This is a genomic window from Pseudomonas meliae (assembly GCF_001400515.1).
In the GTDB taxonomy this organism is placed as follows: domain Bacteria; phylum Pseudomonadota; class Gammaproteobacteria; order Pseudomonadales; family Pseudomonadaceae; genus Aquipseudomonas; species Aquipseudomonas amygdali.
The window spans coordinates 1-9,413 of record NZ_LJQT01000053.1 but is presented as its reverse complement, the minus strand read 5'-3'; the positions used below and the strand labels follow the sequence as shown (position 1 = coordinate 9,413).

Here is a 9,413-nt window from a genome sequence, read left to right as displayed (position 1 = left end):
AAAAAACTGATACTCCCGGGGCTGGGCAACGGTGAAGATCACACCTTGTACATGACCCTCAACGAAGCCGGCGACAAGACCTATGTCAAATCCGCCACGCCGGATGCCGACGGCAATCGCTTCGAAATCGCCCTGAGCGGCAACCTGATCGACACCCTGACCGATGCGGACTTCGTGTTCGGCCAGCGCGAGGCTCAGGAGATTCTCTATCTGCCGACGCTTGGCCAGTCCAACGCACGCCTGCTGCGCATGACCGAAGACGACAATCAGTCCGGCACCTCGGAAATGGTCAAGGACCTGGCCCGTTACACCGATTATGACGTGCGCAGCCAGTTCACCGACGCCAACGGTGATGGCATCGACCTTGCCGTAGGCGGCAGCACCGTGGTCGGCTATTCGACCGGCACGCAGGAAGAACAGCGTGTTTCGTGGTGGCTGGTGGATACCGATCAGCCAGGCCCTGCGCTGCTGCGTGCAACCGAACTGCTCAAGTCGCAACTGACGTCACTAACGGCTATCGACAAAGTGACCACCGGGATTATCTGGGGTCAGGGTGAAGAAGCCGCGCAGGAAATAGCCCGCGCCACGTACAAGCAGGCTGCAGCCGACCTGTACAAAGCCTCGACCCTGAAGGTGTTCGATTACCTGCACGCGCAGATAGGCGACTTCACCGTGTACATGGCCGAAACCAGCCACTATCAGACCGAGGCGGCCAAGGCACGTGGCTACACCGAAGAAAAGATCAACGCTATTGTCGAGGGTGCCGGATACGTCAGAAACGCTCAGGAAGCCATCGCCAATGAGCGTGCCGACGTCAAGCTGGCAGTTGACTACACCGACCTGCCGTTGCGTTACGAGGTCAACCCGCTGGTCTACCCCGATGACGTCTGGCACCTGCACGAAGAGTCCGCCGAAATCGTCGGTCAGCGCCTGGCCGACTTCATTGCCGATGACCTGGGTTTTCGTGGCGATGCCAGCGACAACAACGACCCGACCGCCATTTTCGAGAGTGGCCAGAATGAAGGCGGCAACATCTTCGGCACCAGTGACGACGACACATTGGTGGGCAGCGCCGGCAATGACGTGCTGGATGGCGATCAGGGCGCAGATGACATGACCGGCGGGGACGGCAACGACATCTATGTAGTCGATAACGCACTCGATACCGTCACCGAGAGCAATGATTCGCCATCGCAGGTTGATACCGTGGTGTCTTCCGTCAGTTGGCAGTTGGGGGCGAACGTGGAAAACCTGCTGCTTACCGGCGTATCTGCCATCAACGGCACCGGCAATGCGCTGAAAAACGTCATCACCGGCAATGCCAGCAACAATGTTCTCGACGGCGCAGCGGGTGCCGACCTGCTGACCGGCGGCGACGGATCGGACAGTTATTACGTTGACGATGCAGCCGACCGAGTGGTCGAGACCAACGCAGATCAGCAGGTAGGCGGCATCGACACGGTGCTCAGTTCGCTGGCCAGCTACACGCTGGGGGCCAACCTGGAAAACATCGTCATCACCGGCACAGGGGCGGCGAACGCAACCGGCAATACCCTTGATAACCTGATCTACGCAGGCGCTGGCGACAACGTCATGGACGGTCGTGACGGCAATGACACGGTGTCTTATCTGTTTGCCACGGCAGGCGTTACGGTTGCGCTGAACACCAGCGCTCAACAGGCCACCGGCGGCTCCGGGTTGGACACGCTCAAGGGTACAGAGAACCTGACTGGCAGCCAGTTTGCCGACACGTTGACCGGCAACAAAAACGCCAACGTCCTGAACGGCGGCAGTGGCAATGACACCTTGTCCGGCGGCGCGGGTGACGACGTACTGATCGGCGGGTCAGGCGCTGATACGCTGATTGGCGGCACCGGTGCAGACCGTTACGTGTTCAACAACAGCAACGAGACAGGCCTGGGCGGCCTGCGCGACATCATAAACGGCTTCAAGGCAGCCGAAGGCGACAAGCTGGACTTCACAGGCTTCGATGCCCGACCCGATGCGTTCGTGTTCATTGGCAACGCGGCGTTCAGCGCCAACAACACCGGCGAGCTTCGCTTCGCCGATGGGGTGCTGTACGGCAATCTCGATGACAACATCGGGGCGGACTTTGAAATCCAGCTGACTGGCGTGCAGAGTCTGCAAGCGGTCGATATCATCGTCTGATTGTGCCCAGCGTATTGCACAAGTCCTGAAAGCCCGGAACAAGGAGCTTTCAGGCTTCTGCCGCAAGGACGTGGGAGCGAAGCGGCGACGCTTCGCCTGTTCGCGAAGACGGTATTTCAGCCGATGCATTTTCGGCGATCATACCGGCCCTTTCGCGAACAAGTTCGCTCCCACAGTCTTCGGCCACAATTGCGTATAACGCAACGGGGGACCCCGTTATAAAATCGATTTATCGATTAAAAACTTCAAGCCCCTCGCCTAACCCATCCATAAATTTGTTTTATCCATAAGAGCGCTCTACTCTCAGGCTGGCTGGCAGGTGAGCCTGATTCGCAACTTGATGATGCTGCGATTGAACGTGGATGAAGCGTCGACACTCTGACCTGCGCCAACCTGCATACGCCGGGTTCGCGGCGCCTCTGGCCCGTTGACGAACACCACCGAACATTTGGCGTCTACATCCCCGTAGTTGCTGACGGTGATTGACCCGATGTTGTGATAAACGTCGTGCGTCACGTAATCGATCTTCACGCCCTGATACTGCTTTTCGACCTCGATGGGGTACGCAAAAGCCGTCACAGGCAACATGACCAGCAGTACACAGCACAGTCGATTCATTCGGCGATCTCCGAAGCGGGATTGTCAGAGTAGAACAAATAGCCAACACATTAAGAGGAATTACAGCATGAAAGCGCCCCGCGTGACTCTCGACCAGTGGCGCACATTACAAGCCGTAGTCGACCACGGTGGCTTTGCTCAGGCCGCCGAGGCGCTGCACAGGTCGCAGTCATCGGTGAGTTACACCGTGGCGCGCATGCAGGAACAACTCGGCGTGCCGCTGTTACGCATTGACGGACGCAAGGCTGTGCTGACCGACGCCGGTGGCGTACTGCTGCGCCGTTCACGGCAACTGGTCAAACAGGCCAGCCAACTGGAAGACCTCGCCCACCATATGGAACAGGGCTGGGAGGCAGAAGTGCGGCTGGTGATTGATGCGGCCTATCCTTCGGCACGCCTGGTCAGGGCGTTGACCGCGTTCATGCCGCAAAGCCGAGGCTGCCGGGTGCGGTTGCGTGAAGAAGTGCTTTCGGGTGTCGAGGAGGTGTTGCTGGAAGGCGTCGCGGACCTGGCCATCAGCGGCTACAGCATTGCCGGGCATCTGGGCACCGAGATGAGCTCCGTCGAGTTCGTCGCCGTCGCTCATCCGGACCACGCCCTGCACCAGGCCAATCGCGAACTGACCTTTCAGGACCTGGAAAGTCAGCTGCAGGTGGTGATTCGCGACTCAGGCAGACAGCATTCGGCTGGCTGGGCGCAGAGCAGCGCTGGACGGTCGGCAGCCTCGGTACAGCCGCCACCTTCGTCAGCAATGGCCTGGGTTTCGCCTGGCTGCCTCGCCACATGATCGAGCGTGAACTGCGCGAGGGGCTGCTCAAGCCGCTGCGCCTGGACAAGGGCGGCAGCCGCAACCCGACCTTCTATCTTTACTCCAGCAAGGACAGGTCGCTGGGCCCGGCCACGCAAATTCTCATCGATCTGATCCGCACGTTCGACACCGCACCACTGACCACGGCACTCACTGCTCCCCAACACGCCTGACAGGAGTAGGCACATGGCTTTTTTCGAACACGACGACTGTTCGCTGCACTATGAAGAGTACGGTCTGGGCGAACCCGTCCTGTTGTTACATGGCTTGGGTTCCAGCTGTCAGGACTGGGAATATCAGATCCCGGCACTGGCCAGTCAATACCGCGTCATCGTCATGGACATGCGTGGCCATGGTCGCTCGGACAAACCCTACGGGCGCTACAGCATTCAGGCCATGAGCAATGACGTGGAGGCGTTGATCGAACACCTTCGTCTGGGTCCGGTACACCTGATCGGCCTGTCGATGGGCGGGATGATCGGCTTTCAGTTGGCGGTCGATCAACCGCACCTGCTCAAGAGCCTGCGCATCGTCAACAGCGCGCCACAGGTCAAGGTCAGAAGCGCAGGCGACCTTTGGCAATTGGCCAGACGCTGGACCCTGTCACGCATCGTCAGCATGCATAGGCAAGCTGTTGTTTCCAAAGCCGGAGCAGGCCGACCTGCGGCGCAAGATGGCCGAGCGTTGGGGCAAGAACGACAAGCGCGCCTATCTGGCCAGTTTCGATGCCATTGTCGGCTGGGGCGTGGAAAACAAACTGGGGCGCATTACCTGCCCGACGCTGATCATCGCAGCCGAACACGATTACACACCGGTCTCGCTCAAGGAGGCTTACGTCAAACGCCTGCCCAATGCGCGGCTGCTGGTCATCAAAGACTCCCGGCATGCCACGCCACTCGACCAGTCCGAGCAATTCAATCGCACGCTGCTGGAATTCATGGCCAGCATTGGAGTCTGAAAACCTTGTGCAGCCCATAGGTGCGCTGGCTGATGGCATGAAGCCGCGCAAACCCTCTAACACGCTGGGCAAAGAACGCCAAACGTGGTTACCTTGCCGGCCACAGTCGATATCTCTTACCGAAGGACCTGTTGCCACATGCTGAAAAAAATCGCCCTCACCGCCTGCTCCGTATTGTTCGCCGCCAACCTGATGGCTGCTCCGGATAAAGCCACGCACGTGGTACTCGATACCAGCTTCGGCCAGATTGAAATCGAACTCGCAGACACCAAGGCACCGGTCAGCACCCAGAACTTTCTGGGTTACGTCGACAGCGGCTTCTACAGCAACACCATTTTTCACCGTGTGATTCCGGGCTTCATGGTGCAAGGTGACGGTTTCACCCAGCAACTGGTTCAGAAGCCGACCAAGGACCCGATCAAGAACGAAGCACAGAACGGTTTGCACAACGTGCGTGGCACCATTGCCATGGCCCGTACTTCGGACGTTAACTCGGCTACCAGTCAATTCTTCATCAACACCAACGACAATGCCATGCTCGACAACGGCACACGTGACTTCGGTTACGCGGTGTTCGGTAAAGTCGTCAAGGGTATGGACGTGGTCGACAACATCGTCAACGCCCGCGCCACTACTTCGAAAGGCATGCAAAACGTGCCAATCGACCCGATCCTGATCAAGTCCGCCAAACGCGTCGACTAAGCAGGAAACCTTCACCGCATAAAGCCTTCGGGCTTTGTGCGGGCTGGACGGGAGAGCCTCCACTTATCAAGGAGAACCCACGTCGCGTGGGTGTGATAGCCAATGCTTTATCGTCGTTTTGAAAAACTGATCGATATCTTCAAAGACGCCCCTACCCCTGCCCCTCCCAACACCGTCTTCGCGTTTTACATGTATTACCTGCGTCAGGTATGGCCGACGTTTCTCGCGCTTCTGGTCGTGGGACTGATCGGTGCGCTGATCGAGGTGTCGCTGTTCAACTACCTGAGCCGCATCATCGACCTGGCGCAAACCACGCCGCCCAAGGATTTTTTCAGCGTTCATGGCCCGGAACTGATCTGGATGGTGGTGGTGGCCCTGCTGCTGCGCCCGATCTTCGTCGGCCTGCACGACCTGCTGGTGCATCAGACCATCAGCCCCGGCATGACCAACCTGATTCGTTGGCAAAACCACAGCTACGTGCTCAAACAGAGCGTCAACTTCTTCCAGAACGATTTCGCCGGGCGTATCGCCCAGCGCATCATGCAGACCGGCAACTCGCTGCGCGACTCGGCGGTGCAATCGGTGGATGCGCTGTGGCATGTACTGATCTACGCGATCAGCGCCATGGTGCTGTTCGCCGAGGCTGACTGGCGCCTGATGATACCGCTGGGCACCTGGATCGTGGCGTTCATACTCTCGCTGATGTACTTCGTCCCCAGGGTCAAGCAACGCTCGGTGGAGTCGTCCGATGCGCGCTCCAGGCTCATGGGCCGGATAGTCGACGGCTACACCAACATCACCACATTGAAACTGTTCGCGCACACCAATCATGAGCAGCAATATGCGCGTGAAGCGATGCGTGACCAGACCGAGAAAAGCCAGCTGGCTGGCCGTGTCGTCACATCGATGGACACCACCATCACCACCATGAACGGCGTGCTGATTGTCACCACCACCGGGCTTGCCCTGTGGTTGTGGACCCAGTCGATGATCTCGGTGGGGGCCATCGCGCTGGCCACAGGCCTGGTGATTCGTATCGTCAACATGTCCGGCTGGATCATGTGGGTGGTCAATGGCATTTTCGAGAACATCGGCACCGTGCAGGACGGCCTGGAGAGCATCTCGCAGCCTGTCACGGTGAATGACCAGCCCGGCGCGCTGCCGCTGAAGATCGAAAACGGCGGCGTCCGGTTCGATGGCGTTGATTTCCATTACGGCAATGGCAACGGGATCATTCACAACCTCAACCTGGACATCAAACCGGGCGAGAAAATCGGTTTGATCGGGCCTTCAGGCGCCGGCAAGTCGACGCTGGTGAACCTGCTGCTGCGCATGTATGACGTTCAAGGCGGCAGGATCCTGATCGACGGTCAGGATATTTCCGAGATTACCCAGGAAAGCCTGCGTGCGCAGATCGGCATGATCACTCAGGACACGTCGCTGCTGCACCGTTCTATTCGCGAAAACCTGCTGTATGGCAATCCTGACGCCACTGACGAACAGCTCTGGGAATCGATCCGCAAGGCCCGTGCCGAAGAGTTCATCCCGCAGTTGTCGGATTCCGAAGGCCGCACCGGTTTTGATGCCCATGTGGGAGAGCGCGGCGTCAAGCTGTCCGGTGGTCAACGCCAGCGCATTGCGATCACCCGTGTGCTGCTCAAGGACGCACCGATCCTGATCATGGATGAAGCCACCTCGGCACTTGATTCGGAAGTTGAAGCAGCGATTCAGGAAAGCCTGGAAACCTTGATGCAAGGCAAGACCGTCATCGCCATCGCCCACCGCCTGTCGACCATCGCCCGTATGGATCGCTTGGTGGTACTGGAAAAAGGCCAGATCGCCGAAACCGGCACCCACGCCGAACTGCTGGCCCGCGGCGGGCTGTATGCGCGGTTGTGGCAGCATCAGACGGGGGGGTTTGTAGGGGTGGATTGAGGATGGGGAGATTGCTGGCCTCTTCGCGAGCAAGCTCGCTCCCACAGGATCTTCAGAGGCCAGTGATCTACCCGCTGCCATGTATACCCATGACTATCGTGCCAATGCTCCGCGTTGGCATGCATTTCGTGACGCTCNNACGCTCCGCGTCACAAGTCTCGCGCCGATGCTCCACGTGGGAAGGCATATCCTCCGCTACTCCGTCTGCCGGTACGGCAACGCACTCCTCGCCTCATCGGCATACGCCAGTACACCGACGCGTTCCTGCTCGAGAAACTCACTGACCGCGTCTTTCAACCCTGGGTGCATCAGGTAATGCCATGACCGGGTGATCTGCGGTTCGAAGCCACGAATCAATTTATGCTCACCTTGAGCGCCGGCATCGAATCGTTGCAGACCATGGGCGATGGCGTAGTCCATGCCCTGATAGAAACAGGTCTCGAAGTGCAGTCGGTCAAACTCGGCCAGGCAACCCCAGTAGCGCCCGTAGAAACTATCGTCACCGATCAGGCTGAAAGCCATCGCCACAGGCCGTAAGCCCTGCAAGGCGATGACCACGCGGATCGATTCGGGCATGCGCTCGGCCAGCAGACTGAAAAATTCGCGTGTCAGGTATGGCGCCTGCCCGCGAATTTCGTAGGTATTGGAATAGCAGGCGTAGACGAAGTCCCACAGCACTTCGCTCATCTGCGCGCCTTCGAGCCATTCAAACTCGATGCCCTGACCCGCCACCTGTTCACGCTCCTTGCGCATCTGCTTGCGCTTGCGCGAACTCAATGCGTCCAGAAAGTCCTGAAAGTCGCGGTAACCCCGGTTATGCCAATGAAACTGACAACCAAAGCGCTGCAGCCAGCCCGGTTGCGATTCAAGCAAGGCATCGGCAGCCGGGTCGGTGAAATTCACATGGGCGCTCGACAGCCCCTCGCTCTGCAGATAGGCCGGCAGCTCGCTGAGCAACTCCATGCCGCCTTGAGGCGTTGCCGACAGGATGCGTGAGCCGCCAACCGGGCTGAACGGCACCGCGACCAACAGTTTGGGGTAAATAGGCGATTCCGGCGCGACGGCAGGCGTCTGCCCAGGCGTGATCGAACACATATTCGCCGTACGAGTGCCACTTCCGGTAGGCCGGCAATGCTGCAACCAGTTGATCGTTTTCGTAGTGCAGCACATGTTCGGCACGCCAACCGGAGCGTGGCCCGAGGCTGCCGCTGTCCTCCAGTGCGCTGAGAAAGGCATGCCGCAGGAACGGCCAGTGCGTCCCATTGAGCAGGCGCAACGGTGCTTAGGTTGTCGATAACGTGAACGGGCATGCAGATTCCCCGGATTGTCAGGCGTTATGGAGAGTATCCCCTATTGAGGCCCTGCGTTCACAGCGTCCGAAAGCTGTATGGAAAGTTTGATCGCACACGCCTTGATCGCACGCATGCGTTGCTTGGTGATCTGTTTTACCCGGTCAAGGTATTGTTGATCGGATTGCATATCCGGCGACAGCTCATCCAGAACGGCGAGACGCTCAGCAAAAGGGCGCTTTACCGGCTCAAACTCGTGGGCGTAGCGGATTTCCAAATAATCCATCCAGAACTCCCTGGCAATCAGTGACTCGAAAAACGCAGGAGTACTTTCACGCGCAATTATCTCGCGGTAGGCGGAATCCAGATCGGCGTCACTCACCCCCGCCAGAGTCCTGAACAGCATGGATCTGGACCGGCTGGCCAATCCAAGCCGTACCTGCAAACCCGTTCGATAGGCCAGTCGTACTTCGGCTTCATCTACCGTTTTATTGCTTTTCATCCGAAGAGCAATATCGCGACGGGCAATTTTTTCCACCTCATCGAGACGGTCGAGACTGCGGGTCATCTTGAACAGCTCCAGTGGCCGTGCGGCTTCCGGCGTGGATGACGTAATCGCGAACACCCCAACGCGAACTTCCATGTCCCCGAATACTAACGCCAGACCATCGCCACAGGTTTGAGGATGGGCGGCAAGATCAAACAATTGCCGACGCAGCTCCCCATTTTCAGCAGCCGCTTCCATCATCGTCCAGACCCGTGTCGTGAGCGCTTTACGATCATTGAAAAAGTCTGCTGAAGTGGTCAGGTCGCTCAGCACTTGAAAAAATCCGTAGAACCGGAACAGTCCTGCACGTTATGCCAAAGCTCTGTCCGTGCAGCCAGTTGCTCACCACTCGCACTGCCAAGCCAGGTCTTAAGGAGGCGCTGCAAA

5 protein-coding genes and 3 pseudogenes are annotated in these 9,413 nt (G+C 58.5%); 5 read left to right on the top strand and 3 right to left on the bottom strand.

The genetic code is table 11. The annotated features are described in order from the left end of the window. On the top strand, window positions 1-2,169 hold a 2,169-nt coding region (locus ALO64_RS02655; protein WP_162232056.1), incomplete at its 5' end, for a calcium-binding protein. 303 nt (window positions 2,170-2,472) lie between these two features. Here ALO64_RS02655 and ALO64_RS02650 read toward each other — a convergent pair. Continuing rightward, complete coding sequence (locus tag ALO64_RS02650) at window positions 2,473-2,787, bottom strand: hypothetical protein (protein WP_002554784.1); 315 nt, start codon at window positions 2,785-2,787, stop codon at window positions 2,473-2,475. A gap of 67 nt (window positions 2,788-2,854) precedes the next feature. Between ALO64_RS02650 and ALO64_RS02645 the strand changes: the two are divergent. The 4 genes and pseudogenes from ALO64_RS02645 to ALO64_RS02630 all read left to right on the top strand — a co-directional run bounded on the left by ALO64_RS02645 (window position 2,855) and on the right by ALO64_RS02630 (window position 7,190). Continuing rightward, window positions 2,855-3,768: pseudogene (locus ALO64_RS02645) on the top strand (LysR family transcriptional regulator). 13 nt (window positions 3,769-3,781) lie between these two features. Further along, window positions 3,782-4,573 (top strand): alpha/beta hydrolase, encoded by a 792-nt coding sequence (locus tag ALO64_RS02640; protein WP_408002893.1) that lies wholly within the window; start codon window positions 3,782-3,784, stop codon window positions 4,571-4,573. Window positions 4,574-4,691: 118 nt separating this feature from the next. Beyond that, window positions 4,692-5,255, top strand: a complete 564-nt coding sequence (locus ALO64_RS02635; RefSeq protein WP_044345244.1) for a peptidylprolyl isomerase — start codon at window positions 4,692-4,694, stop codon at window positions 5,253-5,255. 102 nt (window positions 5,256-5,357) lie between these two features. Beyond that, window positions 5,358-7,190 (top strand): ABC transporter ATP-binding protein, encoded by a 1,833-nt coding sequence (locus tag ALO64_RS02630; RefSeq protein WP_005732280.1) that lies wholly within the window; start codon window positions 5,358-5,360, stop codon window positions 7,188-7,190. A gap of 195 nt (window positions 7,191-7,385) precedes the next feature. Here ALO64_RS02630 and ALO64_RS02625 read toward each other — a convergent pair. Next, a pseudogene (locus ALO64_RS02625) lies at window positions 7,386-8,500 on the bottom strand (GNAT family N-acetyltransferase). A 40-nt stretch (window positions 8,501-8,540) separates the two neighbouring features. Further along, a pseudogene (locus ALO64_RS02620) lies at window positions 8,541-9,413 on the bottom strand (NEL domain-containing protein); the annotation flags it as partial.

Bases quoted from the DNA above. Each gene is read 5' to 3' on its own strand.
- ALO64_RS02650 (WP_002554784.1), bottom strand. From the start codon at position 2,787: ATGAATCGACTGTGCTGTGTACTGCTGGTCATGTTGCCTGTGACGGCT.
- ALO64_RS02640 (WP_408002893.1), top strand. From the start codon at position 3,782: ATGGCTTTTTTCGAACACGACGACTGTTCGCTGCACTATGAAGAGTAC.
- ALO64_RS02635 (WP_044345244.1), top strand. From the start codon at position 4,692: ATGCTGAAAAAAATCGCCCTCACCGCCTGCTCCGTATTGTTCGCCGCC.
- ALO64_RS02630 (WP_005732280.1), top strand. From the start codon at position 5,358: ATGCTTTATCGTCGTTTTGAAAAACTGATCGATATCTTCAAAGACGCC.